Below are 23,971 nucleotides of genomic sequence, written 5' to 3'. Positions count from 1 at the left end.
CCAACATCAATCCGTTACATGCCGTCTCTATTGGGAAGCGCGACGACGCTCGGCGGCCCGGTCTCCAGCATGTTCGGATCGAGTTTGCCTTTCGCCGCGATTTTTGACCATTGTGGCGGGATGCGCCTTTTTCCCGTCCAGTTCGTCACTGAAGGGTGATGGCGCCAAAAATTGAAAATAATTTTCAGGACACTCGCAGGGGCATTCGCGATGACAATCAAACGCTCGACTCTCAGGAAATTCGCCTTTTTGACCTTCTTGCTCACACTGCCGCTGAACGCGGCGCTCGCCCAGGACACCGCGGTCGCCGACCGGCTGAAGGCGGCACTTGCCGCGCAGGGCGTCAACATCTCCTGGACCGGCGTGACCGGCGACAACGCCAGCATGGTGTTGCAGGGCGTATCCATCAAACCGGGCGCGGAAAAAGAGGCCCTTGCGATCGGCGACGTCAAACTCGAAGGCGTGACCGAAGCCAATGGCGGCTATGATATCGCAACCGTGTCGACCTCGGCATTCGAACATAGCACGGACGGCGTCACCCTCAATTTAAGCCCCCTCGTCATCCACGACATGATGGTTCCGGCCAGCGGCGCCAGCGGCCCGCTGGGCTCGCTGATGATGTACAAGTCCGCCGAACTCTCGAACATGAGGGTCAAGATCGCCGACAAGACCGCTTTCTCGATGGACGGGCTTGCCATCGAAATCACGCCGCCGGCCGACGGCCAAGCGATGAAATTCACCGGCACCACCGAGAAGTTCAATGCCGACCTGACGCTGGTCGAGGATCCCAAGTCGAAGGAAGTCATCAACGCACTCGGCTACCAGAACATTGCGGGCAATTTCGAGATGGCCGGCACCTGGCAGCCCACTGACGGCAAGATGGAGCTGTCGAAATACAACATTTCGGTCGAGAATGCCGGCACGCTCGGCATGACCTTCGATCTCGGCGGCTACACGCTCGACTTCATCAAGTCGCTGCAGGAAATGCAGAAGAAGATGGCCGCGCAGCCCGAAGGGGCCGACAACTCGGCGCAAGGCATGGCCATGCTCGGCCTGTTGCAGCAGCTTTCCTTCAACAGCGCCTCGATCCGTTTCGACGACGATTCGCTGACGGGCAAGGTGCTGGACTATGTCGGCAAGCAGCAAGGCATGTCGGGCAAGGATATCGCCAACCAGGCCAAGGCGATCGTGCCGTTCGGCATGGCGCAGCTCAACAATCCCGAGCTGACGGCGCAGGTAACGGCGGCGGTCGGCAAATATCTCGACGATCCGAAGAGCCTCGAAATCTCGGCTAAGCCGCCGGCGTCGGTGCCGTTCGCACTGATCATGGCGGGCGCCATGTCCAATCCGACCGACCTGCCGAAGACGCTCGGCGTCACCGTCAAGGCCAACGAAGACTGATCGAAGCGACCTCGACTTGCTTCAAGATACGAAAAGCCCGGCAGCGATGCCGGGCTTTTGCCTGCGATTCTCAATCGAACGAGTCACTTCGGAGGCTTCTTTAAAGCGCCGTCCGGAGCGCCATCATGCCTCTTTCTTGATCGGTGCGACACGCAGCGACAAGTCGCGAAGCTGCTGCGGCGTGGCTTCCGACGGCGCATTCATCAACAGGTCGTAAGCCTGCTGGTTCATCGGGAACATGGTGATCTCGCGCAGGTTCTTGGCGCCCACCAGCAACATCACGACGCGGTCGATGCCGAATGCCGCTCCGCCGTGCGGCGGGGCGCCGTACTGAAACGCACGGTAAAGGCCGCCAAAGCGCTCCTCGACGGTCTGGCGATCCAGTCCGACCATCTCGAAGGCCCTGACCATGGTTTCGGGCAAATGGTTGCGGATGCCGCCCGAGGCAATCTCGAAGCCGTTGCACACGGCGTCGTACTGGAATGCCTTGATGCCGAGCGGCTCCTGGTTGTTGAGGGCGTCGATGCCGCCCTGCGGCATCGAAAACGGATTGTGGGCGAAATCGATCTTCTTCTCGTCCTCGTTCCACTCGAAGAACGGAAAGTCGACGATCCAGCACAGCTCGAAACGGTCGCGGTCGACCAGGTTCAGTTCCTCGCCGGCGCGGGTGCGCGCAGCACCCGCGAAGGAGACGAATTTCTTGGGATCGCCGGCGACGAAGAAGGCGGCATCGCCATCGGCAAGGCCCAGCTGAAGGCGGATCGCCTCGGTGCGCTCCTCGCCGATGTTCTTGGCAAGCGGACCCGCGCCTTCGAGTTTCTCGCCTTCCTTGCGCCAGAAGATGTAGCCCAATCCGGGCTGCCCCTCGCCTTGCGCCCAGCTGTTCATGCGGTCGCAGAAGGCACGGCTGCCCCCGGTCTTGGCCGGAATGGCCCAGACCTCGGCCTTGGGATCGTTGGCCAGGATGTTGGCGAAGACCTTGAAGCCGGAATCACGAAAATGGTCAGAGACCGCCTGCATCTCGATCGGGTTGCGCAGATCCGGCTTGTCGGTACCGTATTTGCGCATCGCAACATCATAGGGAATGCGCGGCCAGTCCTTCGTGACGGGCTTGCCGTTGGCAAAGGCCTCGAAGACCGATGTCATCACCGGCGCCATGGTGGAAAGCACGTCATCCTGCTCGACAAAGCTCATTTCGAGGTCGAGCTGGTAGAATTCGCCGGGCAGGCGGTCGGCGCGCGGATCCTCGTCGCGGAAGCAGGGCGCGATCTGGAAATAACGATCGAAACCCGAGACCATGATCAGCTGCTTGTATTGCTGCGGCGCCTGCGGCAGCGCATAGAAAGTGCCGGGGTGAATGCGCGACGGCACCAGGAAGTCGCGCGCGCCTTCGGGCGACGATGCGGTGAGGATCGGCGTCGAGAATTCGGTGAAGCCGACCTCGCCCATGCGCTTGCGCATCTCGGCGATGATCTTCGTGCGCGCCACGATGTTCCTGTGCAGCGTCTCGCGGCGCAGGTCGAGGAAGCGGTATTTCAGCCTGATGTCCTCGGGATAGTCCGGCTCGCCGAAGACCGGCAGCGGCAATTCCTTGGCCGCCGAAAGCACTTCGATCTCGCGCGCGAAAATCTCGATCTCGCCGGTCGGCAGGTTGGCATTGGTGGTTTCAGGCAGGCGCACCTTGACCTCGCCGTCGACGCGGATCACCCATTCGCCGCGCACTGTTTCGGCGATCTTGAAGGCCGGCGAATCGGGATCGGCGACGATTTGGGTCAGGCCATAGTGGTCGCGCAGGTCGATGAACAGCAGGCCGCCATGGTCGCGCACGCGATGCACCCAGCCCGACAGGCGAACGGAAGCGCCGACGTCGCTCTTTCTCAACTGGGCACAGGTATGGCTGCGGTAACGGTGCATTGTCATGGGCAAAAGTCCGGGATGTTGGGTTGCCGGCCGAAGCATCGCGGCCCGGCCTGAAAAATTTGCGCGAAAAGCGCATGGGAGGCCCGGTTTGTCAAGGCGAGTGGGCGGAGGGCCAGGGCAACGAACCCGGGTTGACGGGTTCTTTCGGAGCATTCGCCGGCGCGCAGGTCGCCCTATGAACCAAGGCTTGACAACCGCAGGCGATGCGCGAGGTGATCGACGACCAATGCGGCGCTTGCGGAAGACGTTGTGGCCCGATGAAGGCGGATCTCCGCCCCGGGCAGCGGCGGCACATAAGGGCCAGGATGGACATCGCGCAGGCCGGGCGCGAGCATGCTGCCCTTGACCACGGTAACCGCAAGGCCCTGCTCGACGATCGCCTCCGTCGCGGCAAGGCTCGGGCTGACATAGGCCAGTCGCCACGGCCGGCCCGCTCTGTCGAGCGCGTCAGTCGCCCATGCGCGAAACAAGCAATCAGGGTCCGACAACGCGACGGGCAGCGGATCGAGTTCTTCGACAGAGTGGGTCCTCGCCGCCGCCCATATCGCTCTTTCGCGGCATATCAGATCGCCCTCGGCCACACCTTCCGGATGCATGGCGATGACCGCGTCAAATGATGAGCCGAGCCGTTTCAGCAGCCGCGCCGTGAGGCCGATCTCCATTTCGACCTGCATGAGCGGAAATCGCACGGCGATATCGGCGAGGAGGCGTGGCAGGATCTTGGTGCCGTAGTCCTCCATGACGCCTATCCGGATGCGTCCCGCTACCCGTTGGTTGGAGACACGGGCAATCGCCTGCTCGTTAAGTGCAAGAATGCGGCGTGCGTCGATCAGAAACCCCTCGCCGGCGGCCGTAAGCTCGACATGGGCCGTCGATCGACGGAACAGCGAAATGTCGAGGCGCTCTTCAAGGCGCTTCACCTGCAAGCTGACGGTGGCTTGCGTTCGATTGAGCTGCTCGGCGGCTCGCGTGAAAGAGAGCCGCTCGGCAACGACGACGAAAGTCCGCAACAATTCCGGATCGAGACTCCGACTGCTCATTGCGCAAGCTTATCAAGCTCATTGCATTTATTCGATTCCTTTTACCCGGTTTGCCCGATACCGCTGGACTCCGAACTGGCAGAGGGGAAGCGATGGAAACTGGAGGCGTGCTCGCGGCGATTCTCTCCAGCGCCTTTGGCGGCACCGCTGTCGGTGCAACGCGCTATCTCGCGCGTTCGCTGGATCCGCTCACCATCGGCGCGATCCGGTTCGGGGGTGGTTTTCTAGTGCTCGCCGCCGTAGCGCTTCTGCGGCGGGACAAGTGGCCTGCGAAAAGCGATTGGCCGGGCGCCGCCGCATTGGGCCTGCTGTTCTTCGGCCTATTCCCGGTGCTCTTCAACGGAGCCCTTGTCTACACGACGGCGGCGCGAGGAGCTCTGGCGCTTTCGACGCTGCCTGTGCTCACAATGCTCGCAGGCGCGGTTCTAGGGATCGAACCGCCGACGACGCGCAAGATCGTCGGCGTCCTGGTCGCGATGGCCGGAGTGGCTGTCGCGCTTGGCAGCAGCCTGACGACAGCTCCCCAGGGCGCCTGGCGCGGAGACCTCCTGATGATCGCGGCGGCATTCTGCATGGCGCTCTACAATGTCTGGTCGCGACCTTTTCTCACCCGCTGCGCGCCGACATCATTCGCCGCGTTTGGCATGGCCGTCGGCACGGCCTGCCTGTTGGCGCTGTCGACTTTGACTGGAGGCCTGACGCGACTTGCCGCGCTTGAGGCGTCGCAATGGGTTGCCAGCGGATACCTGGCCGTAATTTGCGGCGCCCTGATCTTCTTCCTCTGGGCGTTCGCGCTTGAACGTGCGCCGCCAACGCTGGTTGCCGTTTCAGTTGCCGTGAACCCCGTGACGGCATCGATCTTCGGCGCCGTCTTTCTCGGTGAGCAAATCAATGCAAACCTAATTGTCGGGCTCATCGCTGTCCTCGCGGGAATAGCCATCGCGTCGGGAGCAGCCGGGCGGTTCGCCGTGGGACGTCGAGGAGGCAGGCGCCGACTTCCTTGAACAGAAAGGCGGACACATCCTGTTGGCGCGGGGAATTGCCGCTGGTATTGACGGAAGCGATGGTTCAAGAAGGGATCACAGACATGTGATCGCCTCTTAATGTCCTCCATCCGTCCGCTGATCCCGCTCCTCATCGCCGCAGGCATCCTGCTCGGCGGCAATGGGCTGCAAAGCACGCTGATCGCGCTGCGCGGCGCGCAGGAAGGTTTTTCGGCTTCCGACATCGGCCTGATGGGCACGTTCTATTTCGCCGGCTTCCTGCTCGGCTGCCTGGCCGTCACCCGCATCCTGAAGGCGGTCGGCCATGTCAGGACCTTCTCGGCGCTGGCCGCGGCCGCCTCGGCCGGCACATTGCTCCTGGTTCTGGTCATCGACCCGGTGATGTGGTGCGCGGTGCGTTTTGCCGGCGGTTTCTGCTTCGCCGGCCTGTTCACGGTGATGGAGGCCTGGCTCAACTCCGGGGTCAGCAACAAGGACCGCGCCCGCGTGCTTGCCATCTACCGCATGGTCGACATCGGCTCGGTCACCGGCGCGCAGTTCCTCATCCCGATCTTCGGAGCAGGCGGCTTCGCCATATTCGCCATCATGTCGATGATGATCACGCTGTCGCTGGTGCCGGTATCGCTGGGCGATCGCTCCAGCCCGACGCCGCCGGAAGACGTCAAGCTCGACCTGGCGCGGGTCTGGCGCATCTCGCCGCTCGGCTGTTTCGGCTGCATCGCCGTCGGCGTCACCAACAGCGCGTTCCGCACGCTGTCGCCGGTCTATGCCGAGCAGATCGGCATGTCTGTCGCCGATGTCGTAACCTTCGTCAGCGTCGGTATCTTCGGCGGCGCACTCATCCAATACCCGCTAGGCTATCTCTCCGATCGCTGGGACCGGCGCTCGGTGCTGCTGGCGACGACATGCTGCGCCATGCTGGCAGCGCTGGCGCTTGCGTTCGTGGCGGGAGCCGACCCGTTTCTCAACTTCCTCATCATTTTCATCTTCGGCTGTTTCGCCATGCCGCTCTACTCGCTGTCGGCGGCGCACTCCAACGACCGCGCCGGCGCGGGCGAGTTCGTTCTGATCAACGCCGCCTTGATGCTGTTTTATTCCTTCGGCGCCATTGGCGGCCCTTTCGCCGCATCGACGGCGATGCAGTATTTTGGCCCAAGCGCGCTGTTCGTGTTCAGCGCGCTGGTCTATGCAATCTTCATCGCCGTCATCCTCTATCGGATGCGGGCACGATCGGGCGTGCCGGCTGGCAAGCGCAGCCGCTTCACCGCGCTGTTGCGCACCTCGACGGTTTTCGCCCGGCTGGCGAGAAGAAACGGCGATCCGGACGGGCCGGACGGGCCGTGATGCGAGCGCCAACGCTTGACGAAAGCCTTCCCGGCTGAAATCTAGGAAGACCCTACTCCTGCCAAAAGCGATTTGATGCACGTCATCACCACCCAAAAAGAACTCGAGACCGTTCTCGCCGCTTTCGAAAAATCGGATTTCGTCACCGTCGACACCGAATTCATCCGGGAAACGACCTTCTGGCCGATCCTGTGCCTGATCCAGATGGCGGCGCCCGGAATAACGGCGCTGATCGATCCGCTGTCGCCAGACATCGACCTGAAGCCGTTTTTCAGGCTGATGGCCAATGAATCTGTCGTCAAAGTCTTCCATGCCGCGCGGCAGGACATCGAAATCATCGTCCATCTGGGCGATCTCGTTCCCCATCCGGTGTTCGATACCCAGGTTGCGGCGATGGTCTGCGGGTTCGGCGACAGCGTTTCCTACGATCAGCTCGTGCAGCGCGTCACCGGCGCGCGGCTCGACAAGTCCTCGCGCTTCACCGACTGGCGCCACCGGCCGCTGTCCGAAAAGCAGCTCGACTATGCGCTTGCCGACGTCACCCATCTTATCGAGGTCTACCAGCATCTCAGCGCCGAACTGGAGCGGGAGAACCGCGCCCACTGGCTGAACGAGGAGATGGACGTCCTGACCTCGCGCGAAACCTACGATCCGCACCCCGAGGATGCCTGGAAGCGGCTGAAGATGCGGCTGCGCAAGCCGCAGGAGCTGGCGATCGTGCAGGCCGTGGCGGCATGGCGCGAGCGCGAGGCGCGCGAACGCGACGTACCCCGCGGCCGCGTGCTCAAGGACGACGCCATCTACGAGGTGGCGCAGCAGGCGCCGTGCGACGCGGCCGCGCTGGCCAAGCTGCGCACGATACCGAAGGGCTGGGAGCGCTCCTCGACCGCGGCGGCGCTGCTTGGCGCGGTCAACACCGCACTAGCTCTGCCCAAGGAGCAATTGCCGAAGCTGCCAAAGAGTTTTCAGCCGCCCGAGGGATCGAGCGCCGCCGCGGAGCTGTTGAAGGTGCTGCTCAGGATCGTGGCCGAAAAGCAAGGCGTCGCATCGAAGGTCCTGGCTTCCAGCGACGACATCGACCGCATCGCTGCCGAAGGCGAAGCCGCCGACGTGCCGGCGCTGCAGGGCTGGCGCCGCGCCGTTTTCGGCGAGGCGGCGCTGAAGCTGGTGCGCGGCGAGATCGGCATCAAGTTCGACAAGCGCAAAATAGCGGTGTTCGATTTGTAGGCGGAGCGCCCCAACGAAGGGGAGTACTGCTCAAACCACCCGGAGCAGGTGCAGCGCGAGCCAGATCCAGCCCAGCAAAAGAATCACTGCCCCCAGGGAGAAAGACCGGCTGCGCAGGAGCAGATTGTTGCTGGTCAGGTGAACCCAGGCATGAAAATAGCGGGTCGCGACAAAGATCCACATCAGGGCCAAGGTCAGATAGTTGACGCCGTTGGTCAGGTGCAACATCAGGCACAGCACATAGAAAAGCACCGGCAGTTCGAACTGGTTGCTGAGGTTGCTGGCAACTGTCACGCAGGAGGCCGGCTCGGTCGAGCGCGCCTTGTACTGGCTGACTTTGGCTTCGCCCGACTGGATGGCGACATACCTGCGCCGGGCCATGGCGCCATAGACGATGTAGACCAGCAACACGTGCGCCAGAACAGGCCAGAAAATCGATGTCTGGTTCATGAACCCTCCCCGCCCGGTGCCGGGTCAGATCAATTCTGTTTCTGACCCGCCAGCCAGAAGACGGCGATGACGATCACCGGAATTGCGAGCAGCGCGAATTTGGTGACGATCAGCGCCGAGGCGAGACCCAGGGAATCGGGATTGGCCGACAGGAAATCCGACAGAAGGCGGGCCACGGCGATGTTCTGGGCGTAGTTGGCGATCGTGTAGGGCAGCACCAGGATCAGTGCGAAGATCGATTGCATCTGGCCCGGAAGCACGCGGAAATTCCTCAACCGCCTTCCCGTTGCCAGGATCAGGCTGACCAGCGTCACCGACAACAGCGCGGGGAACAGAAGATCGAAGGTCAGATAGTGCCAGACCAGGATGATCTCGCCGCCGCGCCGGCCGAGCGCCGTCAGCCAGGCCATGCCTTCATCCGGCGTGAAGCCAAAAACGCGCATGTCGAGCGACGGCAAACCGCCACTCAACTGGCGGAAATAGAAGAATTCCATGAGCGTCATGGCGATGAAAACCGCCACCGATGCGGTGCAAAGGGCGGCAGCGTGGCGCGATAGCCGCAAGATGGTCGCGGCCAGATTGCGCCAGAACGTGTACTGGTCGGGCCGATCAGGCTCCGCCGGGATAGTTGGGGCTTTCGCGGGTGATCGTGACGTCATGGGCGTGGCTTTCACGAAGTCCGGCGTTGGATATGCGCACAAAGGTGGCGCGTTCGCGGAAATCGGCAAGGTCGCGGCCACCAACATAACCCATAGCGGCTTTCAGGCCGCCTGCAAGCTGGTGCAGCACGCCAGACACAGGTCCTTTGTAGGGGACCTGCCCCTCGATGCCTTCCGGCACCAGTTTCAGCGTGTCGCGAACCTCCGCCTGGAAGTATCGGTCGGCCGAGCCGCGCGCCATGGCGCCGACCGAACCCATGCCGCGATAGGCCTTGAAGGAGCGGCCCTGGTGCAGATAGACCTCGCCCGGGCTTTCGTCGGTGCCGGCAAGCAGCGAGCCGATCATGGCGGCACTGGCGCCGGCGGCAAGCGCCTTGGCCAGATCGCCGGAATATTTGATGCCGCCATCGGCGATCACCGAGGCGCCCGATTTGTGCGCAGTTTCCACCGCCGACATGATGGCCGACAGCTGCGGCACGCCGACGCCGGCGACGATGCGGGTGGTGCAGATGGAGCCGGGGCCGATGCCGACCTTGACGGCATCGGCGCCGGCATCGATCAGCGCCTGGGTGCCCTCGGCGGTGGCGACGTTGCCGGCCAGGATGCGCACCGAATTGGAGAGTTTTTTCGCCCGCGTGACGGCATCGAGGACACGCTGCGAATGGCCATGCGCGGTGTCGATGACCAGAAGGTCGACGCCCGCCTCGATCAGGCGCTCGGCGCGCTCGAAACCGTCGTCGCCGACGCTGGTGGCGGCCGCGGCGCGCAGACGCCCCTGCGCGTCCTTGGTGGCGTGCGGGTTGAGCTGCGATTTCTCGATGTCCTTGACGGTGATCAGCCCCACGCAATTGCCCTGCTTGTCGACGACGACGAGCTTTTCGATGCGGTGCTGATGCAGAAGCCGCTTGGCCTCGTCCTGGTCGACATTCTCCTTGACCGTGATCAGGTTCTCACGGGTCATCAATTCGTAGACCTTCTGCGCCGGATCGGAGGCGAAGCGCACGTCGCGATTGGTCAGGATGCCGACCAGCCGGCCGCTCTTGTGGCCGCCGGAGCCGCCATTCTCGACCACCGGAATACCCGAGATCGAGTAGGTGCGCATCAGCGACAACGCGTCGGCCAGCGTCGCGTCGGGACCGATGGTGACCGGGTTGACCACCATGCCGGATTCGAATTTCTTCACCTGCCGCACCTGCTCGGCCTGCTCGGCCGGCGAGAAATTGCGGTGGATGACGCCGATGCCGCCGGCCTGCGCCATGGCGATGGCAAGCCTTGCCTCCGTGACGGTATCCATGGCCGCCGACAGGATCGGCACGTTGAGGTCGATGTCGCCGGCAATCCGGGTGCGGATGTCGGTCTGGCCGGGCATGACTTCGGAATGGCCGGGCTGCAAAAGCACGTCGTCAAAGGTCAGCGCCAGCGCGCCGGTGGACGTTTCGATGATTTTTGCCATGGCCAGCCCTTTGAATGCGGGAAAAGCGCTGGACCGGGATGGACAGCGCGACTCTCTTCTTCCCTTTCAGGATTGGCGGTGGCTGGTACCACGTCCCGGCACGGAAGAAAAGCCGATCGTTGCGGACGCTTCAGCTTCTATTGCGAACCAAGGAAAGCATCCAGCAAAGCGTGACGCGGCGATGCAAAGGGGTTGACGACGGTTACACCGCCCCAGGTGAAGCCGTCCTGCAGGTCTTCCGACAGAAGCAGCCGGCAACCCGTTTGGGATGCAGCCGAAAGAATGACGGCATCCCAGATGCCGAAGCGATGGTCCGCCGCAAGATCGACAGCCATCGTCATCACCTCCGGCGTCGTCCCGGCAACCGGGAACGCGTCGCGCCAGCTAAGCAGCGCATCCCGAGCCTCCTTGGGCGACCTTCCAGCCTCGCGGACAAGGACCTTGAACAGTTCACCCAGCACCTGGACCGGAACAATGGCAGCGTCTTGTGGAACCTTGCGCAGCAGTTCGAGAACGTGGTCGCGTTTGGCTACGTTGTTAACGCCCTCTGCGTAGGCAAGAATGTTGGTGTCGAGCGCGACCCTCACAGGTCATCCTCGTAGAGCTCATCGCGGGTCCAGCGTCCTGCATCGGCAACCGGCTGCCGTTCGAGTCGCGACAGCAATGCCGCGCGCGAGCGGGAGGCCACACCCTCGTGCCTCTCCGCAGGCACGATCCGTGCCACCGGCCGACCATGGCTTGTCACGAGGTAGCTCTGGCCCTCGCGTACCTCACGCAGGATGCGAGAAAATCTGCGATTGGCATCGGCTGCCGAAACGGCCTCTTCCATGATCATAACGTCCTGTAGTTATTTTCACTACAATAGGGATAGTGTCCGTTTTTTGCAAGCAATCGCGTATCGCAGCCGCCACCGGAGGTTGCGGTCGCATAAAAGTGACAGCAATTTAACACGACATTGGTGTCCAGCCGTGATAACCGCCCTGCCTGCCGGCAAACTCCCGGTCGGCAACATCTGGAATCAAGCCCGGACGCGTTCCTTTGAACCGAACCATTCCGCTCATATTGGCGGTCGCTCTTTTCATGGAAAACATGGATTCGACCGTCATCGCCACATCGCTGCCGGCGATCGCCCTCGACATCCACACCAGCCCGATCGCGCTCAAGCTGGCGTTGACCTCCTATCTTGTGTCGCTGGCGATCTTCATTCCCATCAGCGGCTGGATGGCGGATCGCTTCGGCGCCAAGAACGTTTTCCGCGCCGCGATCGCGGTGTTCATCGTCGGTTCGGTCGCCTGCGCCGTTTCGGGCTCGCTGCCGGCCTTCGTGGTGTCGCGCTTCCTGCAAGGCATAGGCGGCGCCATGATGACGCCGGTCGGGCGCCTGGTGCTGGTGCGCGCCACGCCCAAGAGCGAACTTGTCGCGGCGATGTCCTGGCTGACCGTGCCGGCATTGGTGGGCCCGCTGGTCGGACCGCCGATCGGCGGCTTCATCACCACCTACTTCACCTGGCACTGGATCTTCCTGATCAATGTGCCGATCGGCCTGATCGGCATCTGGCTGGCCACCCGCTTCCTGCCGGAAACCGAATCGATGGAGACGCCGCCGCTCGATTTCGTCGGCTTCATGCTGAGCGGGCTGGCGGCGTCCGGCGTCGTGTTCGGCCTGTCAGTGATCAGCTTGCCCTATCTGCCGCCGGCGACCGGCTTCATCACCGTGGGCGTCGGGCTGGTGTCGGGCGCTCTCTACCTCATGCATGCGCGCCGTGCCAGGAACCCCCTGCTGGCGCTCGACTTGTTCCGCAACCAGGTATTCCGCTCCTCCGTGCTTGGCGGCGGACTTTTCCGCATCGGCATCGGCGCCGTGCCGTTCCTGCTGCCGCTGATGTTCCAGATCGGTTTCGGGCTGACGCCGTTCCAGTCCGGCATGATTACCTTCGTCTCCGCGATCGGCGCCATCGGCATGAAATTCGTCACAGCGCTGATCTTCCGCGTCGTCGGCTTTCGTCGCGTGCTGATCGTCGGCTCGCTGGTGGCCGCCGCGTCGATCGCCGTCAACGGCCTGTTCACGCCCGACACGCCCTATCTCTTGATGCTGGCCATGCTGCTGGTGGGCGGCTTCATCCGCTCGATGTTCTTTACCGGCATCAACGCCCTCGCCTACGCCGAGGTTTCAGCCGAGGACACGAGCAAGGCAACGCCGATCGCCGCCGTGTTCCAGCAACTGTCGATCGCGCTGGGCGTAGCGGTTGCCGGCGGCATCCTGGAAGTATCGACGGGTATCCACGGCGGCCCGTTGACATTGCCGGACTTCCACACCGCCTTCTTCATCGTCGCGGCAATTTCCGCCGCCGCATCGCTGTCGTTCATGCGGCTGGCGCCCGATGCCGGCAACGCCGTATCGGGCCACGGCCGCCTGACCATGCCCAAGCCGCTGGAACCGGTGAGGTCGCCGGGGGAGTGAGACGGTTCAGCCGTCGCCGTCCGCCGGCCCTTCGCCATGGCTCCGTGCGCTCAAGTTCTTCGAGACATCCACTGGACGTTCCGATCCGCCTGATGGCGGACCGGATTCTCGCCCTTTGAAATCCTTCGCCAGTAGATACAGCTCCACCGACTCATCGCGCGACGCAGGCGGCTTGACGTGGTGGACGGACCGGAAATTCTTCTTCAGCATCGAGAGCAGCTCGTTTTCGGCGCCGCCCTGGAACGTCTTGGCCAGGAAGTGGCCGCCCGGCTTCAGCACCGACAGCGCGAAATCGGCGGCCACCTCGCACAGATGCATGGTGCGGATGTGGTCGGTCCGCTTGTGGCCGGTGGTGGGCGCCGCCATGTCGGACAGCACGACATCGGGATCGCCGCCAAGCGCCTCGGCCAGCTTCCGCGGCGCCTCGGGATCGAGGAAATCCATCAACAGCACCGGCGCGCCGGGCACCGCGTCCATCTCCAGATAGTCGATGCCTACGACATGCGGATTTTCCGCGGTCGATTTGGTCCGCGCGGCCGCGACCTGGCACCAGCCGCCGGGGGCCGCACCAAGGTCGATCACCTTCATGCCGGGTTTCAGCAGATGGTGCTTGTCGTCGATCTCGATCAGCTTGTAGGCCGCGCGCGAGCGGTAGCCGTCAGCCTTGGAGCGCTGGACGTAGGGATCGTTGATGTGGCGCTGCAGCCAGCGGCGCGACGATTCCTTCAGCCCGCTTTTCTTCTTGATCCGCGTCTTCAGCGCGCGAATGCCGGCTGAGCCCGGCTTTTCCGGTTTCTTGGTCATTGGTTGACTTCTTGTCCAAGTTTTCTCGCTTGCCGGGTTGTGGCCGCTTTTCGGCGGCAGCGCGTTTGGCAAACGGCTTCCCCCACTCCGTCGCTGCTTCGCAGCGCCACCTCTCCCCCCTCCGGAGGGAGAGGAAGGGCGCCAAGATTGGCTAGCTCGCGCCATTCCTCTCCCCCGTCGATCGGGGGAGAGGTGTCGAGCGAAGCTCGACGGAGTGGGGGTCGACTGCTCACCGGAGCAACGCTTGCGCCAGCTTGCCCGAGCGTGACTTCTGGACAAACGGAGCCGTTTGTCCGCGAAAACCGGTCGCCACTTTTCGCTGACGCGGTCCTGCGGTTCGGGATCATGTTCTGCCGCGCCCATCGTTGCGCCAGACGCCGTCATCGGCCATCAGCTCGCTCAATATGCCCTCGCGCAAGCCACGGTCGGCAACGCGCAGCCGCTCCGACGGCCACACGGCGCGGATCGCTTCCAGGATGGCGCAGCCGGCCAGCACCAGGTCGGCGCGGTCCGCGCCGATGCAGGGATTGGCGACGCGCTGCTGGAAATCCCAGCCGACAAGTTTTTCCACCATGCGGTCGACGCTGTCCCTGTCCATCCACAGGCCGTCGACGCGGCGGCGGTCGTAGCGCTCGAGATCGAGATGGACGCCGGCCAGCGTCGTCACCGTTCCGGAAGTGCCCAGCAGATGAAATTTCGGGCTGGCCTTGAGGTGGCTAAGCCGATCGCGGCCATCGAAGGCGGCGAGCCGGGCGGCGACGTCGTCGACCATGGCGCCAAAAATCTCGCGCGTCACCGTGCGGCCGCCGAAACGCTCGGCCAGCGAGACGACGCCGACCGGCAGCGACGTCCACGACACGATATGGTTGGCGAGTCGCGGTGAGCGGCGGCCGGTGAGATCGATCAGCGCGATTTCGGAGGAGCCGCCGCCGATGTCGAACAGCACGACGCCCTGCGTGTCGCGCTCGACCAGCGAACCGCAGCCGGACACCGCTAGCCGCGCTTCGGTCTGTCGGTCGATGATTTCGAGCTTGAGGCCAGCCTCGCGCTCGACGCGCTCCAGGAACTCGACGCCGTTCGCCGCCGAGCGGCAGGCCTCGGTGGCGATCAGCCGCGCCTTCCTGATCTTGCGGTTGCGCAGTTTCTCGCCGCAGACCTTCAGGGCCTCGACCGCGCGGTCCATCGCCGGTTGGCCGAGGCGGCCGCTGGCCGTGAGCCCCTCGCCCAGTCGCACGATGCGCGAAAAGGCGTCGATGACACGAAACTGGCCATGACGCGCCGGCACGGCGACCAGCAGCCGGCAATTGTTGGTGCCGAGATCGAGCGCGGCAAATACCGGCAATTCCGGCATCGTCGGGCGACGGGCCCCCGGTTCGGGCCGAGCCACCGCGATGGGCGGTGTGGCTATGCCTGCAAGCGCCGCGCCAGCCGCGGCGGCGCGTGCCGTCGGCGCCCCGTTCGCCGCGGGACGGATATCGTCGCGCGCAAAAACCTTGCGCCCGCGCCGGCGTTTGCGCCTTTTCTTGGCCTTGCCCTTTTGACGGTGGTTCGCGTCGCTCGCCTGCCCGTCGGCGGAGCGTGGCTCCGTCGGGCGGCGTTGCTGCCATTTGGCGGTCCCCGGGCCTGCCGGCCCCGGGGAAGCGCTGGACGCGCCCACCTCCGGCGCGCCGGCGCCGGTGTCGCGGTCTTCCACTGTCGTTCCTTCCGGCGCCGCGCGAACCGGCGAACGGACGCAGCAGGCGCTTCTTTGTTTCAAGTTGCCGCCAGACTAGCAGCGCCGGCCCGGATCACCAAGTGCCGCGTGGCACGAATTTTGCCGGCTGTCCGCAAACCGCCTGCTGCCGCGTCTTACGCAAAGTGGGGGTAAACAGCGACTTTCAGCACAAATGCATGCGGAGACGGTCGCATGGCCGGGCCGATATTCCCGCTCGGCTGTCGATTTTCCGCCTCTCGACGACGATAACGATTGCGGCTTGCCATGGCGGCAAGGGCCGGCGGTTGAATAGCCGGCTTCGATGAGGCATCTCTGAAATAGAGGGGGCAAAGCGATCGGAATCGCCGACCGCTTTCCCGCAATGACAGCGAAGACAACGGGCCCGCAACGCATGGCAGTCAGGCAATGAACTGGAGACGCTATTTCTGGCCGGTCGTCGGCATCGGGGCGGTGATTTTCTCGCTCCTGCTGCTCTGGCACGAATTGCGCGGCATTTCGCTGGATGATGTCTGGGACGGCATTGCGGCGATCCCGGCGCGCGGCTGGATCCTCGCGGGGCTGAGCTCGGTTGTCGCCTATGCCTCGCTCGCCGGCTACGACCACATCGCGCTCCTGCATATCGGCAAACGCGTGTCGTGGCTGTTCGTCACGCTGTGCTCCTTCACCACCTACGCGCTGTCGCACAATATCGGCGGCTCGGTGTTTTCGGGCGCCGTCATCCGTTATCGCGCCTATGGCACGAGGGGATTGAGCGGACAGGACGTCGGCGTGCTGGTGGCGATCTGCTGGATTACCTTCGTGCTGTCGACGGTACTTGCCTCCGGCCTCGTTCTGGTGCTCGAACCGCAGATCATCGACCGCTTCTCCGGCATTGCCCATCACGGCCTGTCGCGGGCTGCGGGCATCGTCATGCTTGCCGTCGTCGCCGCCTACATCTTCGGCAGCTGGCTGCATCTGCGGCCGCTGAAGATCGGCAGCTTTCAGATTCACTATCCGGCCCTGCCGATCGTGGCGCGGCAATTGCTGATCGGCCCGATCGAACTCCTGGCGGCGGCCGCGATCATCTTCTTTGCCCTACCCGGGCCCCATAACCCCGGCTATTTCGTGGTGCTCGGCGTGTTCCTCGTCTCCTTCTCGATCGCGCAGATCTCGCACGCGCCGGGTGGGCTGGGCGTGTTCGAGGTGGTGTTCCTGGCCGGGCTCTCCGACATGGACCCCGTGGGCGTGCTAGCGGCCCTGCTGGTATTCCGGCTGTTTTATCTCATCGTCCCGCTGTTTCTGGGCCTGGGCATCGTGCTCTACTTCGAGCGCTCGCAGTTCGGGCGGACAGGGAGCTGAGGCGCCGCGCCGAAACATCACAATTGAAACACCGGCAGGCTTGACTATTTTCTGCTGGCGGCTACAAGGCAGCGCTCAAGCGGCTCAGCCGCTCGGCCCGCGCGGTTTTCACGTTTGTCGTGATAGTCACGCCTGCTGGGGAATAGGTTAACGGTAGACCCACGGACTCTGACTCCGTTAGTCCTGGTTCGAATCCAGGTTCCCCAGCCAGCTTCACTCCCATCGTCCGCACCAGACCAACCAGCCTGATCCGCCGTCTCGCGATCGAACAGGCAGCCCGATCGCGGGTTGAAATATCGGGACGGCCTCTTACCTCGGTAAAGGGCGGGCGAACAATCCAGCAGATCGGAGAGCGGTTTTGGCGTCTCGCGGGATTCGACTACCGGCTATCCTGTTTCTTCTCACCGGCACGGGCGCGCTCTGGTCCTGCGTCGTTCCCGACGATACGTCCAAGCTTGCGAAAGAGGATCCCACAACGGCTGCCGCCCAAAAGGGAATGGTCGGCCTCAGCGAAGCGGACCTGCGAATGTGCGCGGGGTTCCCCACCGCCACCGCCGACGAAGGAGCATCGGGGCAAATCTGGAGCTACGAGCGTGCGGTGCAGCGGGGCAATGTCAATGTCGTGCTTCCTACCTTCGCGGTGGGCCCCATCCCTTCCGTCGGCGGGTCGTTGAATGTCGCTCCGGGAGGTTATTGCAACACACAGGTTCGCATCGTCGATGGCCGTGTGGCTGAGGTCGCCTATGCGGGCGACAACAACCTTCCAAACCGCCGCGATGGGCTGTGTGTCAGCGCCGTCGACGCATGCGTCGTCTATGCCCGCAAACAAAACAAGGGCAGGTCTGGCAGTTAATGGCGTTCGACACCGGTGCGGGTGAGCCCGGCGTTGCCATAGGCGCTGCACGGGCTGGTGGAATGCCTGACACGGCGCGGCGAAGCGAGGCGTTGCCGGCGCTGCAAGCAAGGTTGGCCAAGACGGATGTACCAATCAGCTCGTCATGCCTGTGCAGGACGAGCGTGCAGCCGGCGCCGAGTTCTTGCCGTTAAGTCTATCATCACATGCATCCGCGCGACCGCCGGACGTCCCGATCCGTATTCCTCATACTGGCGGTCGGTGATCGCGGCTCAAATGCAGGGGGGAATGGAACCAGATCGGCCCTGCAACGTCATAGAAGCAGGTGCTCATGCAGGAGTGTGACGTCGATGACCAGGCTCCTTCTCGTCGCGGCTGTCGTGCTCGCCATGGCATGTGACGTATCGGCGGCGGCAAAGCTGGACGTCGCAGCCGTCAACAACGCGCAATTCGACGACAGCGAAGCAAAAGGCGTCAGTGCGACCGTGCTGAAGGCACAGATCCTTCTGGATCGCGCGCGCTTCTCGCCGGCCCTGATCGACGGCCGCGCAGCAGAGAACTTCGCCAAGGCGGTCCGGGCGTTTCAGGCGGCCAACGGGCTGCCCGCCGATGGTAAGCTCACCCGCCAGACCTGGGACAAGCTGGTCGCGACCTCCCCGAGCCCGGCGCTCGAGACGTACGAGCTGACGCGCAAGGATGTGCGCGGACCGTTTACCAGGCGAATTCCGGCGCGCATGGAGAAAATGGCCCGCCTGCGCAGGCTCGGCTACCACAACGCGGCGGAAAAAATAGCGGAGCGCTTCCACGTCAGCCAACAGTTGCTTCAACGGCTCAACCCTGGCGTCGGCTTCAGGAAGGCCGGGCAAAAGGTGCTGGTGCCTGCCGTCACCCGAGGCGATCCGCCCGCGGGTGTTGCTGAGGTCGAGGTCGACAAGGGCGCGCGCCAGCTTCGCGTGCTCGACCCGTCCGGCAAAGTGCTTGCGGTGTACCCCGCCTCGATCGGCAGCCAGGAGAAGCCGGCGCCGAGCGGCCAGGCAGAGGTCAAACGCGTGGTGCACAACCCGACCTATCACTACGATCCCGACTTCGCCTTCAAGGGGGTCAGGACCAAGCGCCCCTTCACGATCGCCGCCGGGCCAAACAATCCGGTGGGATCGGTGTGGATTGATTTGTCCATCGAAAGTTACGGCATTCACGGGACTCCGGACCCGAGCAAGATCGGGAAAACCTTCTCGCATGGCTGCATCAGGCTGACCAATTGGGACGCCGAAGATCTCGCCTCCGAAGTGCACGAGGGCACGAAGGTCATCTTCACCGGCGAAGCGGTGGGATCAATCGACCAGGGATCGCCGTAGAGGCAACCGGGGGACTCACTTTCACTTGGCTGCTGCCATTGAGGCGCTGCCGGCCTTGGCCGTTAGCCGGCCGGCGCCTCAGTTTACTGCGAAGTTACCCCAGCCACTTCTCATAGTCGGACACCAGCAGGTGCAGCGGGGCGACGTCCTCGTCGATGTTGGAGAAGCGACCGATCGGCTCGCGAAACACATTGTCGGTGAGATCGTCATTGACGGTCGACACCTCGCCGATCAGTACGTCCTTGCCTTCGGCCCAGAAGGCATGCCAGACGCCGGGCAGCAGCGTGACGCTCTGGCCCGGATCGAGCTTCAGCAGCCCGCCCGCCGGCAACCGGTGGATGGTGCCGTCGACAGGCACCGACACCTCGGCCTTGGGATCGATGCCGCCGTCGCGATCGTGCATGAACAGTTCCAGCACCAGCTTGCCGCCGCCACGGTTGATGATGTCCTCGGCCTTGATGTTGTGGCGGTGCATCGGCGACAACTGGTCCTTGCGCGAGATCATGATCTTCTCGGCATAGAGCATGCCCATGCCCTTCTTCATGTCCTCGTAGCGGCCGTTGCGCACGGTGAACAGGAACAGGCCGAGCTCCTTGAACTTTTCCTGGCCGTAGTCGGTGATGTCCCAGCCGAGCCGTGAGGTGAAGATCGCAGAGGAATCGACCTGGCGCGCCTTCATCTCTTCCGGCGACCAATAGGCGAAGGGCGGCATGATGTAACCGAACGAGCGGATGAAAGCGTCGGCTTCGCGGATGATGTCGTTGATGGCGGAGCGTTTCATGATCGTGGTCCTCGTGTCGACTTCTCCGACAAATCGCATAGCCGAACGCCGATGCGGTGTCGATCCGTATTGCCCGATCCCGGCTTGCGGCGTGGCCGCATGGAATCACGGATCCGCTCGGCTGGCCGGGTGACACAAGGCACTTTCAGGGCCATAACCCCTGCGGATTCCACAGGGTGACAGATGATGCCGACCATTCACGACCTCGATACGCCATCGATCCTGATCGACGCCGCGCGCGCCGAAGCCAATATTGCCCGCGCGCAGGCGCATGCCGACCGTCACGGGTTGAAGCTCAGGCCCCACATCAAGACGCATAAGCTGCCCTATTGGGCGAAGAAGCAGGTGGCGGCGGGCGCGGTCGGCATCACCTGCCAGAAGATCGGCGAGGCCGAGGTGATGGCCGATGCCGGGCTGACCGACATTTTTCTCCCCTACAACATCCTTGGCCGGGCCAAGCTGGAGCGGCTGAAGGCGCTGCATGGGCGCGTTACCCTATCGGTGACGGCGGACAGCGTGGAGACGATCGAAGGCTTGGCCGCCACCTTCACCGATGCCGGCCATCCCCTGCCGGTGCTGGTCGAATGCGACACTGGCATGGGGCGCTGCGGCGTGCAGACGGCCGGTGAAGCGGTTGGCCTGGCAAGACAGATCGAGACGGCAAAGGGCCTCGCCTTCGGCGGGCTGATGACCTATCCGGCCGCGGGCCGTGCGGGGGAGGCCGAGGCCTGGCTCGCCGGCGCCAGGCAGGCGCTGGCCGCCTGCGGTCTCGCCTGCGCGCGCATCTCCAGCGGCGGCACGCCCGACATGTGGCGCTCGGGCGAAGACAGCGTCGTCACGGAATACCGCCCCGGCACCTACATCTATCTCGACCGCTACCAGGTCGCCAAGGGCGTCGGCAGCCTCGACGATTGCGCGCTGAGCGTGCTGTCGACCGTGGTCAGCCATCCGACCCGGACGCGTGCCATTCTCGACGCCGGCAGCAAGGCGCTGTCGAGCGACACGCTGGGGCTCGCCGATTTCGGCGAGTTGCTCGGCGTTGCGGGAGCACGGGTGACCAGCCTGAGCGAGGAACACGGCACGGTCACGCTCTCAGGCGATGGCAAGCTTCGCATCGGCGAGCGCGTGCGCGTGGTGCCCGACCATTGCTGCGTCGTCACCAACCTGTTCAATGAGGTCAATTTGATCGACGGCGAGACGGTGCTGGAAACCCTGCCGGTGGCCGCACGTGGGCGGATGGGATGACTTCTTTGGCCAGGCGCGGGTGATTCAAGCCGGCTGACGCTCAGCCTGCCGGGCCGCGACCCTGCGCATCGCAATCACCCGCCGCCGGTGGATTTCGGTACGCATCGCCGTCAGGTGCAGCGCGAAGAACAGCACCGTGAAGCCGATGGCCATCACCAGCAGCGGCCATAGCATCGAGGGGTCGATGGTCGATCCGCCCATGCGGAACACCGAGGCCGGCTGATGCAGCGTGTTCCACCAATCGACCGAGAATTTTATGATCGGGATGTTGATGAAGCCGACCAGCGTGATGATGGCGGCGGCCCAGGCGGCGCGGCCGGCATCATCGAGCGCGCGGGTCAGCGCGATGATGCCGAGATACATCAGGAACAGCACGAAAACCGAAGTCAGCCGCGCGTCCCACACCCACCAGGTGCCCCACATCGGCTTGCCCCAGATCGAACCGGTGACCAGCGCCAGCGCGGTGAAGACGGCACCTATGGGGGCCGCCGATTTCAGTGCGACATCGGCCAGCGGATGGCGCCAGACCAATGTGCCGAGCGCCGAGAGCGCCATCAGCGTGTAGCACATCATGGCCAACCAGGCGAAAGGCACATGGATGTACATGATGCGGACGGTGATGCCTTGCTGGAAGTCCTCGGGCGCGGTGAAGCTCATATAGAGGCCGGCGGCAAGGGTCAGCGCCGCAATCGTCGCCAGCCACGGCACCACCCGGTCGGCAAGCGCCACGAACCGTGTCGGGTTGGCAAGATCGGTCCAGCCGCTCAGGCGTGAAGTGCTGTCGCTCATGCCGCTTTTAATAGCCCGGCTATGCGTCTGGGGCAATCGAGGGAGTGTCGCAGGCCTTGTCACCTCCCCTTGGGGGGTTGCTGCGAAGCAGCGGGGTGAGGACGGCGGCGCTCCCCGACCGGACCTTCGGTCCGACCTCCCACGGGGGGAGGTAAAAGAACCGCTCAGGCGGCCTCGCCCTGTATCGAGCGGCTGAGGCGGCGGACCTCTTCGTCGTTGAGCAGGCCGCCGGCGCGCAGCAGGCTGGCGAAACGGCCGTTGCGCAGCGACAGCTCGGCGAAGCCACCCATTTCGACCACCCTGCCCTTGTCCATGAACACGACCAGATCGGCGTCGCGGACGGTAGTCAGGCGGTGGGCGATGATGAAGGTGGTGCGGTCGCGGCGCAATTCGTCGATCGCTTCCTTGACGCGGTCTTCTGTCTCGACGTCGAGGGCGCTGGTCGCCTCATCCAGCACCAGGATCGGAGCATCCTTCAACACGGCGCGGGCAATGGCGATGCGCTGGCGCTCGCCGCCAGACAACTGGCCGCCGCGTTCGCCGACTACCGTGTCGTAGCCATTGCTCTTGGCCAGGATGAAGTCCTGTGCGGCAGCCGCGTTGGCGGCGGCATGGATCTCGTCGTTGGTCGCATCGGAGCGGCCGACGCGGATGTTGTCCTCGATCGAGCGGTTGAGCAGGCCTGCATCCTGGAACACGGTGGCGATCGAATGGCGCAGCGACTTGCGGGTCACGGTGCGGGTGTCGATGCCGTCGATCAGGATACGGCCGGTGGACGGCGAGAAGACGCGCTGCAACAGATTGATGAGCGTGGTCTTGCCGGCGCCGGTCGGCCCAACGATGGCTACGGTCTGCCCCGCCTGGACCTCGAAGGAGACGTCGTGGATGCCCTGCCCCGAATTGGCGAATTCGAAGCCGACATTCTCGAAGCGGACATGGCCGGTGACGTTCGTGAGATCGCGCAGCCCGTCCGGTTCGGCGGCGTCGGCCGCCGAGTCCTCGAGATGGTAGAAATCCTCGAGCTTGGCGCGGGCTTCCGAAATCTGGTTGGCGAATGCCGACATCTGGTCGAGACGTGCGATCAGCAGCGTTGCAAAACCGGTGAAGGCGATGACGTCGCCGATGCGCAGCTGGCCGTGGGTGACCAGATAGGCGCCGATCAAAAGCACCACCATCATCGAAATCGTCGACGACAGGCGATGCAGCGCATTGGCCATGGCCCACCAGTCGAGCACAGGGTTCTGCGCATCGAGCAGGTTCTTGACGTAGCGGCGCAGCGTATCGGCCTCATGGCCGAGGCGGTTGTAGCTCTGCAAAACGGCGACGTTGCTGACCGAGTCCGTCACATGGGCGAATACGGTGTGATAGTGGCGCTCCACGGCGGCCTGGCCTGCCTTGGTCCGCTTCATCACCAGCCGGCCGATGCCGACATAGAGCACGCCGAGAGCCAGCAGCACCATCGACATGCGCACGTCCATGCTGAGCGCGGTCGGGATCAGCAGGAACAACGCGACGGCCGTGGACAGATGCTGGCGCATGAATTCGAGCCAGAGACTAAACAAGGTCTCCACGGCACGCAGCAGCGTGTGCAGGGAATTGGACGTGCCGCGCTGATGATGCCAGGCGAGCGGCATGGTGATGACGCGCTCGAAGGAGTCGCAGAGCACTTCGCTGCGCCGGGCGTGGGCGAAGCGGTCGGCGCCGCGCGCCACAAGAACGAACGCGATGATGTTGAAGGCGCCGAGGCCGGCCCAGAGGGCGAGCGTCGAAAAGACGGAGCCGTGTGCGGAAATCGCGTCGATCACGCGACCGAACATGATCGGCTCCAGGATGGCGATGATGGCCAGCGCGACATTGGCTGAGCAGATCAGCGCCACGCGTTTCCTGTCAGCTGCCAAATAACCGAGCGCTCGCCAGTAGATTTGCAGAAGGGACACTTCAGCTACTCCGCCAAAACATTTATTGTGCACCGCACCATTTCTTGACACGTATCGGTTAACGCGTCGCAAAACAATGCCCGTCTATCCCTTCCGTTCCCGTTTAGCGAACAAAAGATGACGACGATGCGAAATCTCACGTGATCACCTAACGGGTTGAGATAAAAGGTGAAATGTCAGCCTTGCGGCAAAATCAT

22 protein-coding genes and 1 tRNA gene are annotated in these 23,971 nt (G+C 63.8%); 10 read left to right on the top strand and 13 right to left on the bottom strand.

The window, feature by feature from the left end; all coding sequences use genetic code 11:
• Positions 1 to 14: 14 nt before the first annotated feature.
• Positions 15 to 266: a hypothetical protein gene (locus FJ953_RS30475; RefSeq protein WP_181172070.1), complete on the bottom strand. Its 252-nt coding sequence runs from the start codon at positions 264 to 266 to the stop codon at positions 15 to 17.
• Here FJ953_RS30475 and FJ953_RS14935 point away from each other — a divergent pair.
• Positions 211 to 1,401, top strand: a complete 1,191-nt coding sequence (locus FJ953_RS14935; RefSeq protein WP_140494100.1) for a hypothetical protein — start codon at positions 211 to 213, stop codon at positions 1,399 to 1,401. The two genes, FJ953_RS30475 and FJ953_RS14935, sit on opposite strands and share 56 nt — an antisense overlap.
• Before the next feature lie 123 nt (positions 1,402 to 1,524).
• Here FJ953_RS14935 and aspS read toward each other — a convergent pair whose 3' ends face one another.
• Positions 1,525 to 3,315 carry an aspartate--tRNA ligase gene (gene aspS / locus FJ953_RS14930; protein WP_181175033.1) on the bottom strand — a complete coding sequence of 597 codons (1,791 nt, stop codon included), beginning with the start codon at positions 3,313 to 3,315 and terminating at the stop codon, positions 1,525 to 1,527.
• A gap of 179 nt (positions 3,316 to 3,494) precedes the next feature.
• On the bottom strand, positions 3,495 to 4,361 hold the full coding sequence (locus FJ953_RS14925; protein WP_140624643.1) for a LysR family transcriptional regulator: 867 nt from the start codon (positions 4,359 to 4,361) through the stop codon (positions 3,495 to 3,497).
• Here FJ953_RS14925 and FJ953_RS14920 point away from each other — a divergent pair.
• From FJ953_RS14920 to rnd, 3 genes are all read left to right on the top strand, one after another.
• A complete protein-coding gene (locus FJ953_RS14920) occupies positions 4,361 to 5,365 on the top strand; it encodes a DMT family transporter (RefSeq protein ID WP_318012625.1) in 1,005 nt (334 codons plus the stop codon). The two genes, FJ953_RS14925 and FJ953_RS14920, sit on opposite strands and share 1 nt — an antisense overlap.
• A 99-nt stretch (positions 5,366 to 5,464) precedes the next feature.
• Positions 5,465 to 6,709, top strand: coding sequence for an MFS transporter (locus tag FJ953_RS14915; RefSeq protein WP_140624642.1), 1,245 nt, complete (start codon positions 5,465 to 5,467; stop codon positions 6,707 to 6,709).
• Positions 6,710 to 6,784: 75 nt separating this feature from the next.
• Positions 6,785 to 7,936 (top strand): ribonuclease D, encoded by a 1,152-nt coding sequence (gene rnd, locus FJ953_RS14910; protein WP_140624641.1) that lies wholly within the window; start codon positions 6,785 to 6,787, stop codon positions 7,934 to 7,936.
• Between the two features lie 30 nt (positions 7,937 to 7,966).
• On the opposite strand, the gene FJ953_RS14905 is transcribed toward rnd, so the two are convergent.
• From FJ953_RS14905 to FJ953_RS14885, 5 genes are all read right to left on the bottom strand, one after another.
• Entirely contained in the window at positions 7,967 to 8,386 is a 420-nt protein-coding gene (locus FJ953_RS14905) for an MAPEG family protein (RefSeq protein WP_140494110.1), read from the bottom strand.
• 29 nt (positions 8,387 to 8,415) lie between these two features.
• Positions 8,416 to 9,045 carry a hypothetical protein gene (locus FJ953_RS14900; RefSeq protein ID WP_140494112.1) on the bottom strand — a complete coding sequence of 210 codons (630 nt, stop codon included), beginning with the start codon at positions 9,043 to 9,045 and terminating at the stop codon, positions 8,416 to 8,418.
• Positions 8,996 to 10,498, bottom strand: a complete 1,503-nt coding sequence (guaB, locus tag FJ953_RS14895) for an IMP dehydrogenase (protein WP_140494114.1) — start codon at positions 10,496 to 10,498, stop codon at positions 8,996 to 8,998. The genes FJ953_RS14900 and guaB overlap by 50 nt, the downstream gene beginning before the upstream one ends.
• 137 nt (positions 10,499 to 10,635) lie before the next feature.
• Entirely contained in the window at positions 10,636 to 11,085 is a 450-nt protein-coding gene (locus FJ953_RS14890) for a PIN domain-containing protein (RefSeq protein WP_140494116.1), read from the bottom strand.
• Entirely contained in the window at positions 11,082 to 11,327 is a 246-nt protein-coding gene (locus FJ953_RS14885) for a type II toxin-antitoxin system prevent-host-death family antitoxin (protein ID WP_140494118.1), read from the bottom strand. The genes FJ953_RS14890 and FJ953_RS14885 overlap by 4 nt, the downstream gene beginning before the upstream one ends.
• A gap of 209 nt (positions 11,328 to 11,536) precedes the next feature.
• On the opposite strand from FJ953_RS14885, the gene FJ953_RS14880 reads away from it, so the two are divergent.
• Positions 11,537 to 12,958 carry an MFS transporter gene (locus tag FJ953_RS14880; RefSeq protein ID WP_140624640.1) on the top strand — a complete coding sequence of 474 codons (1,422 nt, stop codon included), beginning with the start codon at positions 11,537 to 11,539 and terminating at the stop codon, positions 12,956 to 12,958.
• Positions 12,959 to 12,964: 6 nt separating this feature from the next.
• Here FJ953_RS14880 and FJ953_RS14875 read toward each other — a convergent pair whose 3' ends face one another.
• Together FJ953_RS14875 and FJ953_RS14865 are read right to left on the bottom strand one after the other, a co-directional pair.
• Positions 12,965 to 13,762, bottom strand: a complete 798-nt coding sequence (locus FJ953_RS14875) for an RlmE family RNA methyltransferase (protein WP_140624639.1) — start codon at positions 13,760 to 13,762, stop codon at positions 12,965 to 12,967.
• A gap of 343 nt (positions 13,763 to 14,105) precedes the next feature.
• Entirely contained in the window at positions 14,106 to 15,455 is a 1,350-nt protein-coding gene (locus FJ953_RS14865; RefSeq protein ID WP_140624638.1) for a Ppx/GppA phosphatase family protein, read from the bottom strand.
• Positions 15,456 to 15,881: 426 nt separating this feature from the next.
• Here FJ953_RS14865 and FJ953_RS14860 point away from each other — a divergent pair, with 426 nt between their 5' ends.
• The 4 genes from FJ953_RS14860 to FJ953_RS14845 all read left to right on the top strand — a co-directional run bounded on the left by FJ953_RS14860 (position 15,882) and on the right by FJ953_RS14845 (position 19,022).
• Positions 15,882 to 16,814: a lysylphosphatidylglycerol synthase domain-containing protein gene (locus tag FJ953_RS14860; RefSeq protein ID WP_140583754.1), complete on the top strand. Its 933-nt coding sequence runs from the start codon at positions 15,882 to 15,884 to the stop codon at positions 16,812 to 16,814.
• Between the two features lie 136 nt (positions 16,815 to 16,950).
• Positions 16,951 to 17,024, top strand: a tRNA-Gln gene (locus FJ953_RS14855).
• 148 nt (positions 17,025 to 17,172) lie between these two features.
• Positions 17,173 to 17,667 carry a hypothetical protein gene (locus FJ953_RS14850; protein ID WP_224705650.1) on the top strand — a complete coding sequence of 165 codons (495 nt, stop codon included), beginning with the start codon at positions 17,173 to 17,175 and terminating at the stop codon, positions 17,665 to 17,667.
• Between the two features lie 350 nt (positions 17,668 to 18,017).
• The gene (locus FJ953_RS14845; RefSeq protein WP_140583756.1) at positions 18,018 to 19,022 is read left to right on the top strand and encodes a L,D-transpeptidase; all 1,005 of its coding nucleotides are present in this window, start codon (positions 18,018 to 18,020) and stop codon (positions 19,020 to 19,022) included.
• Positions 19,023 to 19,116: 94 nt separating this feature from the next.
• Here FJ953_RS14845 and FJ953_RS14840 read toward each other — a convergent pair whose 3' ends face one another.
• A complete protein-coding gene (locus FJ953_RS14840) occupies positions 19,117 to 19,803 on the bottom strand; it encodes a D-lyxose/D-mannose family sugar isomerase (RefSeq protein ID WP_140560557.1) in 687 nt (228 codons plus the stop codon).
• Between the two features lie 186 nt (positions 19,804 to 19,989).
• Between FJ953_RS14840 and FJ953_RS14835 the strand changes: the two genes are divergently transcribed.
• A complete protein-coding gene (locus FJ953_RS14835; RefSeq protein WP_181175032.1) occupies positions 19,990 to 21,048 on the top strand; it encodes a D-TA family PLP-dependent enzyme in 1,059 nt (352 codons plus the stop codon).
• 24 nt (positions 21,049 to 21,072) lie between these two features.
• Here FJ953_RS14835 and FJ953_RS14830 read toward each other — a convergent pair whose 3' ends face one another.
• Complete coding sequence (locus tag FJ953_RS14830) at positions 21,073 to 21,837, bottom strand: heme ABC transporter permease (protein WP_140624636.1); 765 nt, start codon at positions 21,835 to 21,837, stop codon at positions 21,073 to 21,075.
• A gap of 164 nt (positions 21,838 to 22,001) precedes the next feature.
• Positions 22,002 to 23,774, bottom strand: a complete 1,773-nt coding sequence (locus FJ953_RS14825) for a glucan ABC transporter ATP-binding protein/ permease (protein WP_140494133.1) — start codon at positions 23,772 to 23,774, stop codon at positions 22,002 to 22,004.
• Between the last annotated feature and the right edge of the window lie 197 nt (positions 23,775 to 23,971).

Source organism: Mesorhizobium sp. B2-3-6, assembly GCF_006442305.1.
Classification (GTDB): Bacteria; Pseudomonadota; Alphaproteobacteria; order Rhizobiales; family Rhizobiaceae; genus Mesorhizobium.
This window is presented reverse-complemented; position numbering and strand designations above follow the sequence as displayed.